14 protein-coding genes are annotated in these 18,797 nt (G+C 59.0%); 6 read left to right on the forward strand and 8 right to left on the reverse strand.

What is annotated here, in order from left to right:
• Positions 1-65: 65 nt before the first annotated feature.
• Positions 66-1,697 (forward strand): long-chain fatty acid--CoA ligase, encoded by a 1,632-nt coding sequence (locus DX908_RS00950; RefSeq protein WP_116392930.1) that lies wholly within the window; start codon positions 66-68, stop codon positions 1,695-1,697.
• Positions 1,698-2,240: 543 nt separating this feature from the next.
• On the opposite strand, the gene DX908_RS00960 is transcribed toward DX908_RS00950, so the two are convergent.
• Both DX908_RS00960 and DX908_RS00965 read right to left on the reverse strand, forming a co-directional pair.
• Entirely contained in the window at positions 2,241-4,409 is a 2,169-nt protein-coding gene (locus tag DX908_RS00960; RefSeq protein WP_116390605.1) for an AsmA family protein, read from the reverse strand.
• Positions 4,406-4,606, reverse strand: coding sequence for a DUF6324 family protein (locus DX908_RS00965; RefSeq protein ID WP_116390606.1), 201 nt, complete (start codon positions 4,604-4,606; stop codon positions 4,406-4,408). The genes DX908_RS00960 and DX908_RS00965 overlap by 4 nt, the downstream gene beginning before the upstream one ends.
• A 205-nt stretch (positions 4,607-4,811) precedes the next feature.
• Here DX908_RS00965 and DX908_RS16390 point away from each other — a divergent pair, with 205 nt between their 5' ends.
• Complete coding sequence (locus DX908_RS16390; protein ID WP_199564544.1) at positions 4,812-7,517, forward strand: penicillin-binding protein 1A; 2,706 nt, start codon at positions 4,812-4,814, stop codon at positions 7,515-7,517.
• On the opposite strand, the gene DX908_RS00980 is transcribed toward DX908_RS16390, so the two are convergent.
• Positions 7,514-8,668 (reverse strand): redoxin domain-containing protein, encoded by a 1,155-nt coding sequence (locus tag DX908_RS00980; RefSeq protein ID WP_116390607.1) that lies wholly within the window; start codon positions 8,666-8,668, stop codon positions 7,514-7,516. The two genes, DX908_RS16390 and DX908_RS00980, sit on opposite strands and share 4 nt — an antisense overlap.
• A gap of 183 nt (positions 8,669-8,851) precedes the next feature.
• Between DX908_RS00980 and prfB the strand changes: the two genes are divergently transcribed.
• A protein-coding gene (gene prfB, locus DX908_RS00985; RefSeq protein ID WP_116390608.1) for a peptide chain release factor 2 occupies positions 8,852-9,959 on the forward strand; the annotation gives its coding sequence in 2 pieces (ribosomal slippage) (positions 8,852-8,920 and positions 8,922-9,959; 1,107 coding nt in all).
• A 463-nt stretch (positions 9,960-10,422) separates the two neighbouring features.
• Here prfB and DX908_RS00995 read toward each other — a convergent pair.
• Positions 10,423-10,893: a TIGR02300 family protein gene (locus tag DX908_RS00995; RefSeq protein WP_116390610.1), complete on the reverse strand. Its 471-nt coding sequence runs from the start codon at positions 10,891-10,893 to the stop codon at positions 10,423-10,425.
• A gap of 138 nt (positions 10,894-11,031) precedes the next feature.
• On the opposite strand from DX908_RS00995, the gene aroA reads away from it, so the two are divergent.
• Genes aroA through DX908_RS01010 form a run of 3 tightly spaced genes read left to right on the forward strand, consistent with a single transcriptional unit; the run spans position 11,032 to position 14,924 of the window.
• On the forward strand, positions 11,032-12,324 hold the full coding sequence (gene aroA / locus DX908_RS01000; protein ID WP_116390611.1) for a 3-phosphoshikimate 1-carboxyvinyltransferase: 1,293 nt from the start codon (positions 11,032-11,034) through the stop codon (positions 12,322-12,324).
• A 30-nt stretch (positions 12,325-12,354) separates the two neighbouring features.
• Positions 12,355-14,127, forward strand: coding sequence for a monovalent cation:proton antiporter-2 (CPA2) family protein (locus DX908_RS01005; RefSeq protein WP_116390612.1), 1,773 nt, complete (start codon positions 12,355-12,357; stop codon positions 14,125-14,127).
• Complete coding sequence (locus DX908_RS01010) at positions 14,127-14,924, forward strand: sterol desaturase family protein (protein WP_116390613.1); 798 nt, start codon at positions 14,127-14,129, stop codon at positions 14,922-14,924. The genes DX908_RS01005 and DX908_RS01010 overlap by 1 nt, the downstream gene beginning before the upstream one ends.
• On the opposite strand, the gene DX908_RS01015 is transcribed toward DX908_RS01010, so the two are convergent.
• From DX908_RS01015 to lgt, 4 genes are read right to left on the reverse strand one after another with little or no spacing between them, the layout of a single operon-like run.
• Positions 14,907-15,851, reverse strand: a complete 945-nt coding sequence (locus DX908_RS01015) for a ribose-phosphate pyrophosphokinase (RefSeq protein ID WP_116390614.1) — start codon at positions 15,849-15,851, stop codon at positions 14,907-14,909. The two genes, DX908_RS01010 and DX908_RS01015, sit on opposite strands and share 18 nt — an antisense overlap.
• Before the next feature lie 60 nt (positions 15,852-15,911).
• The gene (gene pgeF, locus DX908_RS01020; protein ID WP_199564545.1) at positions 15,912-16,673 is read right to left on the reverse strand and encodes a peptidoglycan editing factor PgeF; all 762 of its coding nucleotides are present in this window, start codon (positions 16,671-16,673) and stop codon (positions 15,912-15,914) included.
• The gene (locus DX908_RS01025; protein WP_116392932.1) at positions 16,670-17,794 is read right to left on the reverse strand and encodes a class I SAM-dependent methyltransferase; all 1,125 of its coding nucleotides are present in this window, start codon (positions 17,792-17,794) and stop codon (positions 16,670-16,672) included. Before DX908_RS01025 ends, pgeF begins: the two co-directional genes overlap by 4 nt.
• A complete protein-coding gene (gene lgt, locus DX908_RS01030) occupies positions 17,791-18,696 on the reverse strand; it encodes a prolipoprotein diacylglyceryl transferase (RefSeq protein ID WP_116390615.1) in 906 nt (301 codons plus the stop codon). Before lgt ends, DX908_RS01025 begins: the two co-directional genes overlap by 4 nt.
• Positions 18,697-18,797: the final 101 nt, after the last annotated feature.

Genomic DNA, 18,797 nt, shown 5'->3' on the forward strand with positions numbered 1-18,797 from the left:
TCCGGCGTGCTACAGAGATGAATGAGTTCCGGCGATGACCGGAGCCGATCAGGAAGGAAATGACGATGCTGGGTTACATGATGGATACGCCGCTTTTGACGACGGATCTGTTGCGGCACGGGCTTCGAAATTCCCCTGACCAGCAAATCGTTTCGCGTCTCGTTGAAGGCGGTATCCATTCTTACAGTTTCCGTGAAGCCGGTGCCCGTATCGCACAGCTTGCCCATGCGCTGAAGGCGATGGGCATCGAAGAGGGCGATCGGGTCGGCGTCATGGCCTGGAATACCTATCGTCAGCTTGAACTTTATTATGCCGTGGCCGGAATCGGGGCCGTTTGTCACACCATTAATCCCCGTCTCGGGCCGGAGAACGCGGCCTATGTGATGAACCATGCGGGCGACAAGGTGGTCTTCTATGATGAGACCTTCAAGCCGCTGGCTGAAGGGCTCGCACCGCATCTGCCCAAGGTCGAACGCTACATTGCAATGTCGCCGGGCAATGAAGAAGTTCCAGCAGATTTCGCAGGCAAACCCGTCAGTGTGCAGGATGACCTGATGAAAGGTCTGCCTGAAGAATATGACTGGCCGAGCTTTGATGAGAACACGTCCTGCGGCATGTGCTATACGTCCGGGACGACGGGTAAGCCCAAGGGCGTAGTTTATACCCACCGTTCACAGGTGCTTCATGCGCTGGTGACATCGCTGCCTTCCGTTGTCGGATTTGCACCGGATGAACCGGTGATGGCTGTGGTGCCGATGTTCCATGTGAATGCCTGGGGTCTGCCTTTCTCGGCGCTCCTTGGCGGCACGAAGCTGGTCCTGCCGGGACCGGGTCTGGATGCGCCAAGACTTTACGATATGATCGAAGAGACGGGTACGGCCTATTCACTGGGTGTACCGACACTCTGGCTCAATCTGCTCAAGCATGTCGAGGACAATGGGTTCAAATTTTCGACCCTCAAATATGTCCTGAGTGGCGGTTCTGCGCTCTCTGAACGGATCATTCGCGGGTTCGAGAGGCTGGGCGTTCGTGTGCGTCAAGGGTGGGGCATGACGGAAATGTCGCCGGTCGGGACGACCAATTTCGAGGAAGAAGGCTTCTTCGATCTGCCCGAAGACGAGCGGATCAAGAAACAGCTCCAGCAAGGCAAGCCTGTGCCGCTGGTCGATATGCGGATCGTCTCCCCAACGGGTGAGGTCCTCCCGCATGACGGGGAAACGGACGGTCACCTTCAGGTCCGCGGGCCTTGGGTCCTCTCTGAATACTATCTGCATGACGAACCGACGCTGACGGCTGATGGCTGGTTCGATACGGGCGATGTGGCGGTGATCCACAAGGATGGCCGTATGCAGATCACCGATCGCGCAAAAGACGCCATCAAGTCTGGCGGAGAATGGCTCTCAACCATCGAGATCGAGAATGCGGCCCTGTCTCATCCGGATGTCGAGAATGCTGCCGTTATCGGCATGCCGCATCCGAAATGGCAAGAGCGTCCGTTGCTCATCGTACAAATGGATATTCACGCCAAGGCAACGCCCGAAGACGTGCTGCAATTCACCAGAGACCGTCTGCCGAAAATTTCCTGGCCGGACGATATCAAGGTCGTGAAGAATATTCCGCTGGGGGCGACAGGCAAAGTTCTCAAGACCGAGCTGCGCAAGACATTTGCCGACTACAAGCTGCCAACAGCGTCGTAGGTTTTGGACGCATAACCAGTAGCTGACGTTTGCCGTCAGGTTACGGCGTAGAAGGAAATCTTCATACGCCCGGACATGTGCTCGAGGTGTTACGGTCTTTGTGGAGACTAAATACGCTCAGGCAATGGTTTTTCGGATGAGCAATTAGCGCTTTGTCCGTCTGAGACGATTTTTAATGCCGAGAAAGACTAGTGTGATCAACACCGCTAGAACAGCCCAGGCGACCGCGATGACGACACTTAAAGGCAAGACGGTTGATAGCAGAGATGGACCCGTGCCTGTCACGAATTCCATATACAGCGTATAAAGAACCAGAGTCAGCTCCAGGGCACCAACACCCCAAAGGAATACTGACTGAAAAACTTCAGTGAACCGGCTTTCGAGATCTTGAGGTTCTTCCATAGAAATAGCGTTACCCAACCGTTCTGGTCATGGCAATAACGCCCCTCATCTTTCAGCCTACTGGCAACAATGCTTGTATATGCGCATTCCAGCTCATTTGACGTTCTATTTGAGACGTAAGGGGCCGAAGGCGATGGCAGTTTAATTGCCGCCATCATCCTCTTCAGTTTTCGGCTCAGATTTTTTCTTTGAGCCGAAAAGGGCGCCAAGACCCGTCTCGATCAGCTCTTCTTCAGCGCTTTTGGGTTTGGCTTCGGAGCTTATTTCTTCGCTCGCGCCGTCTGTTTCATCGGCGGCTTCATCCTCGTCGTCCTTACCGAAGAGACGATTACGGAGCTCTTCTTCTGCTCGTCCGCGAAGTGCATCTTCGACCGACTGGCCGGGGGCGACTTCGACACCGGCCTTGCCAAGCGCGCCGCCAAGACGGTCCTGAACGGCCCGATTGATGATGCTCTGCGCGTCGATGCCGACTTTGGGTTGGTTGAAGCTGCCGCTGACCTGGATCGGTACGGGCAGGGCACGGCGAAGCTCAGTACCTTCGGCGGAAATGACCGGCGTCAGCGAAATCCGCATGGTCTGGTTCGGCAGATTGACCTCGCCATCCCCTGAGATTTCAAAATAAGGGCCAGCAAGACTGAGGCGCTGGGCGGTGACGACACCATTCCGTGCCGTCAGCCCAAGGAGGAGGTCGGAGAAGTCGGTTTCTTCCGCCGGCCCGCGGGCCTGATTGATGATCGCATCAAAAGCGGAAAGGGCGTTTGCAGCGTTGAGCCCGCCGCCTTCGCCTGTCAGCTGGTCATAAGTCTGCACTGCTGAGCGGCCGATCTTGCCAAGATTGATCCCCTTGATGATCCCGTCATTGAGATCGAGCGAGATATCGCCATTCAGATTACGGACAAGTTCCGCCTGTGACCGGCCACTGGCTGAAAGATTGGTCAGCGAGATATCGCCGATGCCGTTGAGGCGGGTAATGCCAGCGACTTCTTTTGCCACCGTGCCGGCATTCACGCCGGAGAGTGCCATATTCATGTCGATGCGCGGTGTGCCGGCGACATTCATCCGAACGGTGCCTTTCCCCGTCCCGCCATAAAGTGAGGTCTGGTTCACGGTGACGAGCACGTCGCCATTGCGCGCACGCATGTTCAGGTCACTCTCACCGATCTCAAGCGACGGCAGGATCACCTTGTCGGTCTTCACCGAAAGATCGGTATCGACTGCACCGAGGGCGGAGAAATCCATCGGTTCTTCCGACCAGGCCGGGAAGGATTTGGCATCGCCCGATTTAACGGCGGCCAGTTCTTCGGGCTCAGGCGGCAGATAGGGGATGAGGTTCAGCGTACCGAGGTCAAGATTACCTGTGATGTTTGGGCGGGCGCCGGAGACATCGATGGTCAAATTGCCTGTGCCCTTGATGTCGTCGAATTCAAGCTCCGTCCCCTGACCAAAGGCCAGACGGCTGGTCGTGCCGCTGACGGGGCCATCAAGGCGCAGACGCTCGAACCCCTGATCGGTGCCAAGTTCTGCTCCGGCAAGCGCAAAGAGGCTGCGCAGCGCCGGGAAGTCGATATCGAGATCGCCGTTAAAGGCAAGCTCATCGGTCAACGCGAGCTTCATGTCAGCCTTGTTCTCGCCCACGGTCATGTTGAGCGCCATGTCGGCGGCGCCATACTCTGCATAACGGCGCGGGGTCGTGAAGCTGGCTTCAACGCTTGAGGGCTCGCCTTGCACAACCATCGTGCCTTTGAGGCCGAGCGGCTCGGAGAGGCTGTCGAGGGTTAGGGTCAGGTCGGCGTCGGTCGCGGTCCAGACCTTGCCGTCCGTCCCCTTATAGGTGACTTCGCCATCGGTCAGTTGAACGTCGCCCAGATGCACATCATTGAGGCCGCCCTGACCGCCGGTGGACTCCGGCGCCGGTTCAGACGAGGGCGCGCCGCCCATGACCCAGTTGCCGCCATCCGCCCCCGCTTCGAGGCGGATGATCGGTTCCTTGAGGTGGAATTTCGTGATTTCGACCCGCTTTCTGAGCAACGGGAGGAGTTTGACGCCGATATCGGCTTCGGAAACGCTAGCGAAATATTCGGCCTCATAGCCTTCGGCATTGGCGACGGTCAGGCCGGTCACCGTCACATGGGCCGGGAAGATGCTGACATTCGTTGCGCCACCGATTCGGACTTCGCGGCCCAAAGCTTCGCTCGCGGCGGCTTCGATCTTGTCCTTATAGACCGAGGCCGGGAGGAACATCGGGATTACGAGAACAGCGATGACCAACAGCGCGATCAGCGCGCCAAGGCCGATGAGGATCTTCTTCATGACTTCCCGTTTCCTTTTTGTCCGCGCACCGTTGCTGCGGCCGCCATCAACTCCTCGGCAATCGCCTCGGCGTCATCCGGATCAAAATCCATAGGTAGATCAACACCTTCACCGGTGATGTAGATGCGAACCATGCCCTGATCTGTTGGCCCGACGATGAGGTCGGCGGCGGTTTCCGAAGGTGTATTGAGCCCCATATTATCTCCCCTGGTGAGGTCAGGTGGCCCCCTTCATATAGTCTAACGCAGAAGGGGCAGGAGGCGCTGCACCCAATTTCACATCTTTTTGCAAGATTGCAGTGCGTGGCCGTCATGCATCTGCCATGATTTTCACCTTAACCGAGCTTGTCCCGAGGGCCGAAAGGCTGCGATAAAGGGGGCGACGTAGAGGGCCCGTCAGCTCATGAACCAAAGCTACAATCTCGGGGGCGTCCAACGCCCTGACCATCAGCGCGAAAAACCCAAGCGGGACAAGAAGAAAGGGCCTTGGGGGCTCATTCTCAAGATCTTCGGGGGGCTCGTTGCCGTCGGCATCGTGGCCGCACTGATTGCGTTCATCGCTGTGTTCATGTGGGTGCAGTCCTTGGTCCCGAGCCTGCCTGACGAACAGGTGTTGGCCAATTACGAGCCTAAAGTGACGACCCGCGTTCATGCCGGTGACGGCTCTCTTGTCGCTGAATTCGCACGGGAGCGGCGCCTCTTTGTGCCGGAGCCGGCCATTCCAGATGTCGTCAAACAGGCGTTCATTTCGGCAGAAGACCAGAACTTCTATGGCCATAACGGGCTCGATTATCGCGGCATCATGCGCGCGGCGATCCGTTTTATCCCTGACAAAATGGCCGGCAATTCGCTGGAGGGTGGCTCGACGATCACCCAGCAGGTGGCGAAGAACTTCCTTCTGACCGCGGACCAGAAATTCGAGCGGAAAGCGAAAGAGGCGATGATCGCCCGTCGGATGGAGAAGACCTTCTCCAAGGGCCATATCCTCGAGCTTTATCTCAACGAGATTTATCTGGGGAACCGCTCCTATGGCGTGGCCGCAGCCGCGCTCAACTATTTTGAAAAGCCGCTCGATGAGCTGGAGCCACACGAGGCGGCCTATCTTGCAACGCTCGCCAAAGCGCCGAGCCGCTATCACCCGGTCCGCAATGAGGCCCGCGCACTCGCGCGTCGTAACTGGATCCTTGGCCGGATGCATGAAGACGGTCATCTGACCAAAGAGGAACTCGAGGAAGAACGCGCCAAGCCGCTCGATGCCGTGCTCGCGCCGCCGCTCGGGGCGCGGAACTCTGAAGGCAAATATTTTGCCGAGGAAATTCGCCGGCAGGTCTCAGATCTCTATGGCGCCGAGACCTTCTATGATGCGGGCCTTTCGATCCGTACGACGCTCGACCCTGAGCTTCAGATGGTCGCGCAGGCGGCCTTCCGCAAACATCTCTCCGCCTATGATCGCCGTCACGGCTATCGCGGGGCGATTGCGACGATTGAGTTGCCCGTTGACCTTGATGCCCGTGAAGAAGAGGTCGTACCCGGTGAGGCCATGCCGCGCTATCTGTGGCAGACAACGCTTCGTCAGACATCGGACCAGCTGATCAAGGACCGCCTTGCCAGTGACGACCTTGAGCCGTGGCACCTCGTGCTCGTGCTCAGTGTCACGGATGAGGCCGCCCGGATCGGTTTCCGTGATGGGTCGATGAGCACGGTCCCGTTTGCGGGTGTCGAATGGGCCCGAGAATATGGCAGTGCCGATACACGCGGACCAGAAGTCACCACCGTCAGCGAAGTGCTCAATGCCGGGGAGATCATCTATGTCTCTGAGATCGGTGAAGACTTCATCACGGCACTGAGCAAACCGCGCGCGCCGGAGCCTGCAGACGAACTTTCCGAAGAAGAGCTGGCTGAGGGCGAGGTCGCACCACCAGCGCCGCCGCTCGCCAATCCGGATGCGCAATATGAGCTGGAACAGATTCCGGCGGCCAATGGCGGTTTCATCGCCATGGACCCGCATACGGGCCGCGTTCTCGCGATGGTCGGCGGATTCTCTTATGGCCTGTCGGAGTTCAACCGGACGACCCAAGCATGGCGTCAGCCGGGCTCGACCTTCAAGCCATTCGTTTATGCCGCAGCACTAGAGGCTGGTTACACGCCGTCTTCGATCGTGCTCGATGCGCCGTTCGTGGCGCCGTCGCTGGGCGATGACTGGTGGAAGCCTGGCAACTATGTCGCCGGCCGCTTCTATGGCGAATCAACGCTCCGTCTAGGGATTGAAAAATCCCGGAACACGATGACCGCGCGGCTGGCGCAGGATATCGGCATCGGTCGTATCATCGATATCGCCGAACGCTTCGGGGTCTCTGACAAGCTGCCGCGGGAACTTGCGATCAGCCTCGGGGCCGGGGAGACGACACTGACCCGGATCACCACCGCCTATTCGCAATTCGTGAACGGCGGCAAACGGATCCAGCCGGTGTTCATTGACCGCATCCAGAACCGTTATGGCGAGACGATCTATGCGCGCGACCAGCGGGCTTGTTTTGACTGTAACGCGCTTGACTGGCGTGGCCAGACAGAGCCGCTTCTTGCTGATGAGCGTGAAATGATCATCGATTCGCGGACGGCCTATCAGATGGTCCACATCCTCGAAGGGGTCATCGATCGGGGCACCGGTGCGGGCATAAACAACCAGATCGATTCAAGTTTCCCGCTGGCTGGCAAGACCGGGACGACCGACGACTATCACGATGCGTGGTTTGTCGGCTTCTCACCCGACCTCGCAGCAGGGGTTTATATCGGCTTTGATACGCCTGCGACGCTGGGTCAGGGGGAAGGCGGCTCGAACGTCTCCGCGCCTGTATTCGGTGAGTTCATGGGGCAGGTTCTGCCGACCCGCGAGGTCGTGCCATTCCGTGCGCCATCCGGCATCCGGCTTGTCCGGGTGAATGCCAAGACAGGGAAGCCTGCCAATCCGGGCGATCCCAATGTCATCCTCGAAGCCTTCAAGGCCGAAGATGACATTTACGGCACGCGGCGTTTCGATGTGGACGGCAATCCGTCCAATGAAGGCCGCGGCGATGAGGGGATCACGGATGATCTCGGCGGGATCTACTAGACCCCGCCAGCCTCTTCCTTGGCGGGCAGTTTCTTCATATCGGCATCAATGTCCGAGACAATGCTGCCGATATTCTGCCGTCTGATTTCGCCTGCTGCGGTATCATAGATGAAGGGCAGGAACGCAAAGCGTTCGCCGCTCGTCACACGCGACACAGTGTGCAGAAGAGAGCAAGAGAAGATGACGGCCCCACCGGCTGGCGGCTTGTAAAAGCGCTTGCCGAATTCCGGGAACCCAATCCCGCCGCCTTCAAAGTCGTTATTGAGGTTGATCGACACCGCAAAGCGGCGATGCGCCGTGCCCGGTGTAGTATTGTCCCGGTGCGGCATGAAATGCCCGCCCGTATCTGCACCGTAATGGGCAACCACGTGACGTTCGATCTTGGTCGCGTCAAACTGGTAGGCCTTTTTGATCTGCGGGACGATGCGGCGGTGAATCCGCGCATTCGCCATGCGGATGATTTCCTGATCCGTGATCCAGTGATCCTGACGGCGCTTATGGGAGTCATCAAGAACAGCGACAGTCTTGCCATCTTTCTCGACCATATAGCCTGACTCTTCGCCACCATGCTCCTTATAAAGATTGATGAGGCGCTCACAGAAAGCCGGCTCGAAAATATCCGGCAGCATCATGATCGGCGCTTCAACCCCGAGCCCGGCCGAATTCGAGGGCGGCTGGGGTAGGCTCTCAAGATAAGGGATCAGATCATCAAGATCGCGATCGTCGCGCTGGAACGGGACGACTTTCATGATCCGCAAAGCTGGATCGATGATGAACCAGGTCGGAACGTAGGGCGGATACTCGTCCTTTTCCTCTTCCGCCGGGGTCACACCAAAAATGCGGCTGATCTTGTTGTCGTAGTCGAGGAAGTAGCGATAGCCTGGATAGCGCTCGGCGATCCGGCCCTCAGAGACATCGCTCTGGTCCGAGGTCACGCCGAAGAAGCTGAATTTGTCATCGTTGAAAAGGTCCGGCCGCTTGAACAGCGCCTGAACTCTTTTGGCACAGGGCTCATGTTTGGCCGAGCCGAGGAAGGCCAGAACAACATAACGTCCGCCTGCCTGATCAAAGGCAAACTTTGGGTTCTTCATGGACGGGGCCACGAATGTTGGCACCGTGTCCCCGGGTAACAGCAGTTTCGGCTGTTTCATTGGTGCATCCCTTGTCCCGGAAAAAGCTTCATCGCTCCTTCCGATCGTCTCTCCATGCAATATCATTGCCGGATGCGGCGTAACAGAAAATCCCCTTTTAGATGAAGGGTTAATCGGAGTGCTTGCTCCGGTGAGGGAAGTTTCCTATCTCGGCACGCTCATTCCCCGCGTAACGGAGTAAACATGCGCGCAGAAATCACCCATGACGCTGAGCAGGTGCGGCAATCGCTGGCCCTGCTGAGGAGGCGTCTTTGACTGGGACGTCGCAAACGAACGTCTCAAGGAACTGAATGCCAAGGCCGAGGATCCAACCCTTTGGGATGATCCGGAGACGGCCCAGAAGCTGATGCAGGAGCGCACCCATCTGGAGAACCAGATCAACGCGCTCTCCGAAATCCAGACCGATCTCGATGATTCGCTTGAACTCGCCGAAATGGCCGAGGCCGAAGGCGATGATGCGGCGATCGACGATATTCAGGCATCGCTCTCGGCGCTGAGGGAAAAGGCCGCCCGTGCGGAACTCGAAGCGCTGCTGTCCGGTGAAGCGGACGGCAACAATGCCTTTGTCGAGATCCATGCAGGGGCTGGCGGGACCGAATCGAATGACTGGGCCAACATGCTCTACCGCATGTATGTGCGCTGGGCGCAGGCCAAGGGCCACAAGGTCGAGATCATCGAGGAGCAGGCTGGCGAGGAAGCGGGCATCAAATCCGCAACCGTCCTCGTCAAAGGCATCAATGCCTATGGCTGGCTGAAGACCGAATCAGGCGTGCACCGTCTTGTCCGGATCAGCCCTTATGATTCAAACGCCCGCCGTCACACGAGCTTTTCCTCCGTGTGGGTCTACCCCGAGATCGATGACAATATCGAGATCGAGATCAATGAGAGCGACTGCCGGATCGACACGTTCCGTGCCTCAGGTGCTGGCGGCCAGCACGTCAACACGACCGACTCGGCGGTGAGGATCACGCACGTGCCGTCCGGCATCGTCGTGCAGTGCCAGTCCGAACGCTCCCAGCACAAGAACCGCGCAACCGCTTGGAACATGCTCCGGGCCCGTCTTTATGAAGTTGAGCTTCAAAAGCGGGAAGAAGAGGCCAACGCCAAGGCGGCGACCAAGACTGAAATCGGCTGGGGCCACCAGATCCGCTCTTACGTCCTCCAGCCCTATCAGATGGTGAAGGATCTGCGGACGGGCGTTGAAAGTCCGTCCCCGGATGCTGTGCTTGATGGTGATCTTGACCAATTCATGGGCGCAGCCTTGGCCGCAAGGGTCGGCGGGGAAGAATAATTCCCCGCTGATAAATTCCTATTTTCTGATGACCGAGATAGCGAGGGCGGTAAACGCCAAAAGTATGATGATCACTGACAGTGACCACCACCTGTCTACCTCGAACGATCCGTTTCCGGTCGGACCACCCCCGGCATAAAGAACGAACCCCATCACAGCGGCGAAAAACAGGGATAAGCCCACGGCTGCCACTGAAGTCATGATAGCAAATGGCCGATAGAAAAATCCTGCAAGGGAAGTGCCGGCTAACACCCCAAAAGAAACACGTAACCATAGCAAATCAGGCGTGTAAGTAGGATCAGTATACGACGAGAAAAAGAGGTATAGCGATGGGACGAAGATCAAACCCATCAAAAGGTATCGTCTAATCATAAAGCCTCTATACCTTCGGTGCAGGATCCAGATCGAGAATCCTGAGGTGAGGCTAGCAAAAAGGGCGCCCGGAGGCGCCCTTTTTTAGTCTTTACCGCTCGTGATCGTCGTCGTGATCACCGGGAATGGCGACGCCGAGATCATCGTCTTCGTCATCATCATTGAGTAGCGTGTCATCGTCATCATCGTCGATGTCGACATCGATGTCGTCGATATCGCTGAGGTCTTCCTCATCGTCTTCATCGTCGTCATCGGTTTCTTCGTCTTCTTCGGCGAGGCCGGATTTCCGCTTGCTCTTGGGCGCGGCCATATCCTCATCGGCATCGTCGAGACTGGTCTCGACTTCGTCCTCGTCTACTGTTTCGTCCTCATCATCCTCTTCGGCTTCTGCCGCAGGCTTGGCGGTTTCGTCATCCGGCCGGGCGCGCCGCGGCTTGAGGAGGAGTTCGGGGGTGAATTCATTGCCGCATTTCGGGCAAAGGGCGGGATCTTTTTTCAGGTCGTAGAAACGGGTGCCGCATTCGGGGCAGTCGCGCTTCGTGCCAAGCTCTTCATTAGCCACTGGGTATCTTGCTCCGCTGGGGGAATATCTCTTTTAAAATGGGCTGGAATGCCCTGAAGAGGGCGGTGTTGCCAGAGCCTATGGCCACTGTCAAAAGCGCTGACGCATTTTTCTGAAGGGGGTCCTGTGCCGACACCGATGACCGCGCATCCGGGTGGGCCGCTCAAGGGCGAGGCCGTGCTGCCCGGGGACAAATCGATCTCCCACAGGGCGCTGATTTTCGGGGGTCTGGCCCGGGGGCAGACGCGGATTCGCAACCTGCTGACCGCCGATGACGTGATGCGGACAGCCGCCGCGCTGCGCGGCTTCGGCCTGAGCGTTGAGCGCGAGGGTGAGGAGATCGTGGTTGAGGGCGGGCCATGGCAGTCACCCGATCACATGATTTATTGCGGCAATTCCGGCACGGGCGTGCGCCTCCTGATGGGGGCCGCCGCCGGACAGGGCGTTGCCGTGAGTTTTGAAGGTGATGCCTCCTTGCGGGTCCGGCCGATGGAACGGGTGCTCGAGCCCTTGCGCGATATGGGCCTTGAGGGAACATCGACGGAAGGGCACCTGCCGGTTTCGCTCTCCGCCGGGAGCCTTCGCGCGATCACCTACAGGCTGCCGAAAGCCTCGGCGCAGCTCAAAACCGCGGTGCTGCTCGCGGGTCTCGGGGCCGAAGGGGACACGGTGATCGAGGAGCCGATCCTCTGCCGGGACCACACCGAACGCATGCTGCCGGCCTTTGGCGCGGAGCTCGTGATCGAGGAGATGGGCGAGGGGCGGAAGCTGACCCTGCCCGGACGCCAGCAGCTGAAGGGGGCAAAAGTGACCGTGCCGGGCGATCCGTCTTCGGCGGCGTTCCTGCTGGTCGCTGGCGCCATCCTGTCCGGATCGGAGATCACGCTGCCCGGTGTCCTGATCAATGAGACGCGGATCGGCTTTATCGAGACCCTGCGCGAGATGGGCGCGCAAGTGAGCCTAATGAATGAGCGAGAAGAAGGCGGTGAGCCGATTGCCGATCTGCATGTCCGTTCATCCGCGCTGAAAGCCATTCACCTCGGGCCGGAGCGGGCGCCGGCGCAGATCGACGAATACCCGATACTCGCGGTCGCTGCGGCCTTTGCCGAAGGGACGACAAGGTTCGAAGGGCTTGATGAGTTGCGGGTCAAGGAATCGGACCGGCTCGCCGCAACGGCGGCGCTCCTGACAGAGAATGGGGTCACCTGCCGGACAGGCGAGGACTGGCTCGAAATCGATGGCGGCACGCCGAAAGGCGGCGGGCTCGTCAAAACGCATCACGATCACCGGATCGCCATGTCGTCGCTGATCCTCGGCCTTGGCGCGGCGGAGCCAGTGACGGTCGATGATTGTGAGATGATTGCGACGTCTTTTCCGAATTTTGCCGGACTGATGGCCTCACTGGGTGCCAATATTAAGGAGCATGTCTAAGATAGCCCCAATCTGAACAAGGGGGATATCTTGGCGGCAACCGGAACTGAAAACGAATTCCTGTTTCAGGCTGCGATTTACCTCGGCGCGACGGCTGTGGCCGTGCCGCTGTTCCGTAAGCTCAAGCTTGGCACCGTACTGGGTTTTCTTGCCGCCGGTATCCTGCTTGGCCCATCCGGTTTCGGCCTCCTGCATCAGGAGGAAGGCGTCTTTCACGTCGCCGAACTTGGCGTTGTCCTCTTCCTCTTCGTGATCGGCCTAGAGCTGAGTTTCGGGCGATTATGGTCATTACGGACGACCATATTCGGGCTCGGGCTCAGCCAGATGACCGTGACCGGCCTCGTCATCGCAGGCGGGCTTCATTTCGCAGGACTGTTTGCGCCCGGCCCCTCGCTGATCATCGGTTTTGCACTCGCTTGTTCTTCGACGGCCTTTGCACTGAGCCTGCTTGAGGAACGCCGGGAGTTGAACACCGGCTATGGGGTGAAGGCCTTCTCGGTCCTCCTTTTCCAGGACATGGCCGTCATCCCGCTGCTCGCTGCGATCCCGGTCGTTGCCGCACGGATGAATGGTGATGGGGAAGGGATGGCATTCGGGTTGGAGGACATGGCGCTCGCCGTCCTCGCGTTGATCGCGGTCATCGTGATCTCGAAATATGTCGTCGATTTTGTCTTCCAGATGGTCGCCCGATCTGGCTCACGCGAAGCCTTCACCGCTGCGGCGCTTTGTACGGTCGCGGGCACGGCGCTGATCGTTGACTGGGCTGGGCTCTCTATGGCGCTCGGTGCATTTCTCGCCGGTGTCGTTCTTGCCGAGAGTACGTTCCGTCATCAGATCGAATCCGACATCGAACCCTTCCGTGAAGTCTTTCTTGGCCTCTTCTTCATCGGTGTCGGGATGCAGGTCGACCTCGATATCGTTTTTGCGAACTGGCAAATTGTTCTTGCTGCCGCTGTTGGCCTGATCGTCCTTAAATCCGCGATCCTGTTTGTGCTGGCGCTGATCTTCGGGGCCAAACTGCGGACCGCGTCGCGGGCGGCAGTGATCCTGTCGCAGGGCGGTGAATTCGGATTTGTCGTCTTCTCTCTCTCGGTCGGGCGGGAGATCCTGACCTCTGAAATGGCGACCATTCTTTCCGCCATCGTCACATTGTCGATGATCGCAACGCCGATGCTGGTGATCGCCGTCAACCGGGCGACGATGCCGAAACGCGAAGGGGTGCAGGAATCAGAAGACCTGTCCGATGTGCGCGGCCGGGTGCTGGTCGTCGGCTATGGGCGGATGGGCCAACTTGTGAACCAAATCCTGCTCTCCTCGAATGTCGAGACCATCGCGATTGATTCCGATCCAAGGCGGATCCGGGCAGCAGCGGATTTCGGCAACAAGGTCTATTTCGGAGACGGCACCAATGTGAACCTGCTGGTGCAGGCCGGCGCGCTTGATGTAGATGCGATCATCTTTACCCTGAATGCAAGGGAGCGCCTGAAACCGATTGTCGAGGCGATCCGGGAGCGCTGCCCGAATGTCCGCATTCTCGTGCGGCTGTTTGATCGCTTACATGAAATCGAGATGATGGATGTGAAAACCGATTACGGGGTGAGGGAGCTTTTCGAAAGCTCCCTGATGCTGGCGCGCCAGACCCTCCAGTTCCTCGATTTCTCCGATTCCACCATCGATGACATCATGGCTGAGTTCAGAGAGCGCGACCGAGACCGCATCCTCGCACAGAAAGCCGAAGGTATTTATGCTAAGAAGGAAGTCATGAGAAAGCCCTTCGAAGCGGTCGAAGAGGGGGAGTCCTGATGGCGGATGCCCAGAGCTGGAGCTGGGGCGGATTTGCCTTCTCCTATGTCGCCATGCTGGCGATCATCTGGGTACGTTATGTCATCGTCTCCGGCATCTTCCATGGTGCTATCTGGGGACGGCCCGAGGAAAAAGTTGCGGGCATGAGGCTGGCAAGACAACGGCCGACCATGAAGACGGTGTGGCGGGAGGCGCGGACCTCAATGGGCGTCTCGGTCATCTATGCCCTGCCGGCAGCTTACCTGATTGACGAATGGAAACGGGGCGGCACAGCCTTGTATACCTCGATCAACGGGATAGGGGATATCTTATGGATGCCGATCAGTGTCCTGATTTATCTCGTCCTGCATGACGCCTATTTCTACTGGACGCACCGGATGATGCATCACCCCGCGCTTTATGCCGCGACCCACCGGACGCATCATGTCTCCAAACAGCCGACATCCTGGGCGGCTTTTTGTTTCAGCCCGTGGGAGGCGATCCTCTCAGCCTGGTTCATCCCGGCTCTGGCCTTTGTCATCCCGATGCATATCGGGGCGTTCCTCGCCCTCCTGATGATCATGACATTCAATTCGGTCGCCAATCACACGGGCTGGGAGATCTGGCCCAAGGCGTTCCTTGATGGGCCGATTGGGCGGCATTTGATCACCGCACGGCACCACAATCTTCACCACACGCGGTTTGCCCGCAATTATGGGCTCTATTTCCGCTTCTGGGACAAGGTGATGGGGACGGACGATATGTCCGGCGATCCGATGGCGGTGCCGGTGAGGACCGGATCAGTCAAACAGGCTTGAGACCGATTCCTCATTGGCGATCCGGCGGATCGCTTCAGCGAGGAGAAGATCAACTTTAACCGTTTCGATCTTGTCCGCGCCTGCCTTGCCGGCCTCATTGCCAATCGAGTCAGTGACGACGAGCCGGGTCAAGTTCTCGGCATTCTGCACGCGAGAGATGGCATCGCCGGAGAGCACGCCATGGCTGACATAGGCCGAGACGCTTTTTGCACCCTTGGCGACTAGCGCATCGGCGGCTTTTACCAGCGTCCCACCTGAATCGACGATATCGTCGAAGAGGACGCAATGCTTGCCATCCACGTTGCCGATAATGTTCATGACTTCTGCTTCGCCCGGTGCCGGACGGCGCTTGTCGACAATGGCAAGATCGGCATTGTCGAGCCGCGAGGAAAGGGTCCGTGCCCGGACCACCCCACCGACATCCGGCGAGACGACAGTGATCTGGTCGATCTCATCCGCATGGTGACGGCGGATTGCCTCTTCCATGACCTTGACGGCATAGAGGTTGTCGGTCGGGATATCGAAAAAGCCCTGAACCTGTCCGGCGTGAAGGTCGATCGTCAGCACGCGGTCGGCCCCGGCGGTGGTGATCAGGTTGGCGATCAGCTTGGCCGAAATCGGCGTGCGGGGACCGGCTTTGCGGTCCTGACGGGCATAACCGAAATAGGGGATGACGGCGGTGATCCGGCTGGCCGACGCGCGGGAGAGCGCATCGATCATGATCAGCAGTTCCATCAGATAGTCATTCGCCGGATGCGAGGTCGACTGGATGACAAAGACATCCTCACCACGGACATTCTCGGAAATCTCGACGCGGACTTCGCTGTCAGCAAAACGCTGGACCAGCGCTTTGGCGAGCGGGGTGTCGAGACGCTGGCCGATGGCCTCGGCGAGCTTGGGGTTCGCGTTACCGGCTAGGAGTTTCATGGCGCAGGGGTCCTCTGGCAGGGGGCGACGGCGTCTCTGTGAAGATAGTATGACAGAATTTCAACCTGTAGATAGCGCTATCACTGAGATGTTCCGGCCATAATCTGCATCGCCATTGGCACGCGATGCCCGGTAGCTGAACCAGTCCTCTGGCGTCGTCAGCGTGCATCCGCCCGTGTCCCCGATTCGGGCTTCGTCGATGCCTGATTCGGTGAGCCGCCAGCGTACGAAGCTGACATGATCATAGATCGATTTGCCGGGGCGCTCCCCGGGGGAGAAGAAACGTTCCGCTACCGGATATTTACCAGTCACCTCGTCGATAAGGTCGTCGCCGACTTCGAAAGCAGGCGCCCGCAGACAGGGACCGATGGCGGCCGAGAGGCTATCGGCCCCCGCGCCTTTCTCGGCCATGAGGGCGATGGTCGCCTCAAGGATGCCGTCGAGGCTGCCGCGCCATCCGGCATGGGCTGCACCGATGAGACAGTCTCCGGCGAAAAGGACTGGCACGCAATCGGCGGCAAGAACGCCGATGGCAAGGCCCGGCGTGGCGGTGACCAGTGCGTCGGCGCGGACCTGTTCAGTAGGCGGCTCATCTAGGAAGGCAGCGATAGTGGAATGCGTCTGATAGCCCGTGACCAGATGCTCCGCTCCAAGATGGTCGCGAATGCGGTTCCGGTTCTCGGCCACGGCGGCAGGATCATCACCGGAGCCGGGCCCGGCATTCAGACCTGCATAAATGCCTTCACTGACGCCGCCCGCCCGGCCGTAAAAACCATGCGGGATCTGGCCGAGTAGAGGGGAGGTGCGGGCCGGCAGGCTCACGAAAATCCGGCAGGCTCAGCCATGCCCGGCGAGGAGAGGCAGAGCACTTTGAAGAGCTCGCCCATCTCTTCGGGATGGATCAGGCGGCGGGCGCCAGTCACGAGGTTTTCAGCCTCATCTCCTGCGGCGCGTGCAAGGACATCAAGCCGGTTGGTGAAGCCGAGCCGATTGAGAAAATCTCCCTGCCGCACGGGGCCATCAACGCGCGCGCCTGCGCTGCGTCCAGCTCGGGCAAGGGCGGCAAAATCGACATGAGCGGTGATATCGACCTCACCCGGCGTCTCCAGCGGGTGGCAATATTCATGGCGTTTGACGGCCTGGAACGTATCGCCAAAGCCTGAGCGGCCATGGCCGTAATCAATGATCAGGACCCGTCCCTTGTTCTGGAAAAGACGATCGCTGAGGTCTTCGACCAGCCGCCGGGAGATGTCCGAGCTTTCAAAGATCGCTTCGACGGGGGCCGGAGAGGGTACGCCAGCCGGATCGGGATAGGCAGCTTCTGAGAGTTCAAAGGCAAAGCCGCTCTCATCTTCGTTCTTGCCGACCAGGCGCTCCCGCCACGGATGATCGCCCTCAAGGTCGACTTTGACGAATTGCCGGATCGGCAGGCAGTCAAAGAATTCATTGGCGACCACGAGGAGCGGGCCGTTGGGGATGTCATCGAGGCTGGTCCGCCAGACGATATGCGGATGGGCTTCGGCCAGCGCGCGCTGCTGGGCATGGCGCAGGCGGCCTGAATTTTCGATCATGGTGATGCGGGCGGCCTCGAGGAATTTCGGGCGAAGCTGGCCGACCCGGAGGATGTCCTTCATCAGCGTGCCGCGGCCGGGGCCGAACTCGACAAGCTGGAAAATCGAGGGCGCGCCGATTGCCTCCCATGACTCGATCAGCCATGCGCCGATCAGCTCCCCGAAAATCTGGCTGATCTCCGGCGCGGTCGTGAAATCGCCCTGCGTGCCGAAGGGATCGCGCGTCGAGTAATACCCGTGCTGGGGATGGCTAAGCGCATCGGCGAGGAAGTCCCCGACCGTGATGGGCCCGTGATCGGAGATCAACTGGAGGAGCCGCTCGGCGAGGGGAGTCGGGGAAGGCGGAGTTTTCGGTTCGGTCTGACTGGTCATGCGGCGGCCAGCTTGCGCTGATTCCATGCCCGCCAGACGAGCCAGGTGCCAAGCGCCACCATCGGCAGGGACAGCATCATGCCGCGGGTGAGAAAGCCCAAGGGTCCTGCGAATTTATAATCATCCGGCTCGCGGAAGAATTCGACGAAAAACCGGGCGAGACCATAGCCTGCCACAAAAAGGCCGGTCGCCATGCCTGGCAGGCGTAAGACCGCAAAACGGGTGACCGCAATCCGTATCAGGATGAAGAGGACAACCCCTTCTAGGAACGCCTCATAAAGCTGGCTGGGGTGCCGGGGCACCGCGTCCTGCGAGTAGACCCAAGAATCCGTCTGATCGTCATAATAGGAAGGGAATTTGACTGCCCAAGGACCATCCCATGGGCGGCCATAAAGCTCACCATTGATGAAGTTCGCGATCCGCCCAAAGAACAGCCCGATCGGTGCTGCGCAGGCAAAAAGATCGCCGAGGGCGAACGGATTGATCTTGTGTTTGCGGGAGAAATAGAGCGTGGCGAGCGCCACCCCGATCAACCCGCCGTGAAAGGACATGCCTCCAGTCCAGATCGCCAGCGGCTCCCACACCGGAATGCTGCCAAAGACGCGCGGCCATTCGGCAAACGGCTTCCACATCATTTCCGGCCGGTAGAAGAGGACGAACCCCAATCTGCCGCCCAGAATGATCCCGAGGGTGACGAAGAAGAGAACATCATCAAGCTGGGTCTTGTTGATCGGCGGTTTGGTCTGGACCGCGCCCGGTCCCTTCCAGCGCTCAGGCTGTTGCAGAAGGCGCGTCAAATAGTACCAGCCTAGAACGATGCCGGCGATATAGGCCAGCGCATACCAGCGGATCTGGAAAGGCCCCAGGCCAATGAAGACGGGATCAATCTCGGGATAGGGCATTGGCGGCCTTGGTTGATGACTGTCGCGTAGCCCCGCCCCTTTACCGTGCAGCGCTGAAAGAGCAAAAGGTGTGATCCATTCCCATGATACTTATTTCATGA

The organism is Parvularcula marina (assembly GCF_003399445.1).
Classification (GTDB): domain Bacteria; phylum Pseudomonadota; class Alphaproteobacteria; order Caulobacterales; family Parvularculaceae; genus Parvularcula; species Parvularcula marina.

What these genes read in the sequence shown, in the direction of transcription:
- DX908_RS00950 (WP_116392930.1), top strand. Translation starts at nt 66, where the DNA reads ATGCTGGGTTACATGATGGATACGCCGCTTTTGACGACGGATCTGTTG.
- DX908_RS00960 (WP_116390605.1), bottom strand. Translation starts at nt 4,409, where the DNA reads ATGAAGAAGATCCTCATCGGCCTTGGCGCGCTGATCGCGCTGTTGGTC.
- DX908_RS00965 (WP_116390606.1), bottom strand. Translation starts at nt 4,606, where the DNA reads ATGGGGCTCAATACACCTTCGGAAACCGCCGCCGACCTCATCGTCGGG.
- DX908_RS16390 (WP_199564544.1), top strand. Translation starts at nt 4,812, where the DNA reads ATGAACCAAAGCTACAATCTCGGGGGCGTCCAACGCCCTGACCATCAG.
- DX908_RS00980 (WP_116390607.1), bottom strand. Translation starts at nt 8,668, where the DNA reads ATGAAACAGCCGAAACTGCTGTTACCCGGGGACACGGTGCCAACATTC.
- aroA (WP_116390611.1), top strand. Translation starts at nt 11,032, where the DNA reads ATGACCGCGCATCCGGGTGGGCCGCTCAAGGGCGAGGCCGTGCTGCCC.
- DX908_RS01010 (WP_116390613.1), top strand. Translation starts at nt 14,127, where the DNA reads ATGGCGGATGCCCAGAGCTGGAGCTGGGGCGGATTTGCCTTCTCCTAT.
- DX908_RS01015 (WP_116390614.1), bottom strand. Translation starts at nt 15,851, where the DNA reads ATGAAACTCCTAGCCGGTAACGCGAACCCCAAGCTCGCCGAGGCCATC.
- DX908_RS01025 (WP_116392932.1), bottom strand. Translation starts at nt 17,794, where the DNA reads ATGACCAGTCAGACCGAACCGAAAACTCCGCCTTCCCCGACTCCCCTC.
- lgt (WP_116390615.1), bottom strand. Translation starts at nt 18,696, where the DNA reads ATGCCCTATCCCGAGATTGATCCCGTCTTCATTGGCCTGGGGCCTTTC.